At 71.5% G+C, this 1,431-nt stretch carries 2 protein-coding genes and 1 pseudogene; 1 reads left to right on the top strand and 2 read right to left on the bottom strand.

Going from position 1 to position 1,431, the window contains the following annotated elements; genetic code table 11:
- Positions 1 to 495 (bottom strand): annotated as a pseudogene (locus tag CCN33_RS29235) (hypothetical protein); the annotation flags it as partial.
- Positions 496 to 584: 89 nt separating this feature from the next.
- Positions 585 to 779 carry a hypothetical protein gene (locus tag CCN33_RS29230; RefSeq protein WP_030810431.1) on the bottom strand — a complete coding sequence of 65 codons (195 nt, stop codon included), beginning with the start codon at positions 777 to 779 and terminating at the stop codon, positions 585 to 587.
- Between the two features lie 220 nt (positions 780 to 999).
- On the opposite strand from CCN33_RS29230, the gene CCN33_RS29225 reads away from it, so the two are divergent.
- A complete protein-coding gene (locus CCN33_RS29225) occupies positions 1,000 to 1,392 on the top strand; it encodes an ankyrin repeat domain-containing protein (protein WP_086696371.1) in 393 nt (130 codons plus the stop codon).
- The last annotated feature ends 39 nt before the right edge of the window (positions 1,393 to 1,431 follow it).

Raw genomic sequence — 1,431 nt, 5'->3', positions numbered from 1 at the left:
CCGGCCGCCCTCGTCGAACTCGTGCTCCGTGAAGACCGCGTCCCACGCCCCGCCGTGCGCGTAGAGCGGGGCCGGGTCGTCGGCGGTGGAGAAGCACGGCACCAGCGCCTCGTAGAGAGACTGGAGCCGTTCGGCCCGCGCGGGGTCGGGGCCCTCGGGCGCGGCCGGGGCGTGGTCGCGTCCGTACCAGGCCGCCGCGACCATCAGGGACACGGCGGCCAGCAGCGGGCCGTACGGCATGAGCGCGACGGCCATGATCACGGCGGCCGTCAGGAACAGCAGCGGACCCCGCTTGTCCTTGGGGGTGGCCGCCACCTTGGCCCGGCCGGCCAGGGCCAGCAGGCGCAGGCCGCGCGAGATGGTGATCAGCGGGTGGAGGACGTCCGTGGCGCTGTCGGCCGCCGTCCGGGCCAGCTCCCGGCTCCGGGCGAGCTGGGTGCGGGCGAGCTGCGCGCTGTCCTTGCTCAGAATGCGGGGGAGTGGGCGCCGGGCCACTGCTGTCTCCTGGAGGTGGGTACGGGCGTGGGCGGACTCCCCCTCGGACGGGACCCGCCGGTCCGCGTGGCCTCGGGGGAGGGGCGCGGTCAGAACTTGATGCCGCCGAGGAGGCTCGCCAGGCTCTCGCCGCCCGCCTTGATGCTGGGCGCGATGGCCGTGCTCGCCAGGTAGAAGCCGAACAGCGCCGAGACGACGGCGTGCGAGCCCTTGAGCCCGTCCTTACGGAAGAACAGGAAGACGATGATGCCGAGCAGGACCACGCCGGACATGGAGAGGATCATTCGGGACCTCCTGGTGTCGAAGGGGGGACAGTCACCATGAGTACTTCCAGGATCACAGAATGTATCCATACGATAAAAGGTGCAACTGGGTGAAATTCGGCTTTTTTCCTACGGGTGGTGGAGCCGGCGGTCACCCGGCCGGGCAGAGCCCCCACGCCGGTGCGCGAGCCAGTACGCTGGCGATTCACCCGAACGGAAGTCATGAGAGGCGGTCCGGCCGATGAGCGAAGCCCCCGACCCGCAGGTCGTGGAGCTGGCGACCAAGATCTTCGACCTGGCCCGGCAGGGCCGGACCGAGGAACTGGTCGCCTACGTCGACGCGGGCGTCCCGGTCGGTCTCACCAACGACCGCGGCGACTGCCTGGTCATGCTCGCCGCGTACCACGGGCACGCCGACGCGGTCCGGGCGCTGCTCCAGCGGGGCGCCGACGCCGACCGGGTCAACGACCGGGGACAGACCCCGCTCGCCGGAGCCGTGTTCAAGGGGGAGACGGCGGTCATCCGGGCGCTGCTCGACGGCGGCGCCGACCCGGCCGTGGGCACGCCCTCGGCGATCGACACCGCCCGCATGTTCGGCAAGATCGAACTGCTGGAACTGTTCGGCGCGCACTGACACTTCGGCAACCGGCCCCTTCGGGGGGCGGAGATCGAC

Source organism: Streptomyces recifensis, from assembly GCF_002154615.1.
Taxonomy (GTDB): Bacteria; Actinomycetota; Actinomycetes; order Streptomycetales; family Streptomycetaceae; genus Streptomyces; species Streptomyces griseoluteus.
This window is presented reverse-complemented; position numbering and strand designations above follow the sequence as displayed.

What these genes read in the sequence shown, in the direction of transcription:
- CCN33_RS29225 (WP_086696371.1), top strand. Translation starts at nt 1,000, where the DNA reads ATGAGCGAAGCCCCCGACCCGCAGGTCGTGGAGCTGGCGACCAAGATC.
- CCN33_RS29230 (WP_030810431.1), bottom strand. Translation starts at nt 779, where the DNA reads ATGATCCTCTCCATGTCCGGCGTGGTCCTGCTCGGCATCATCGTCTTC.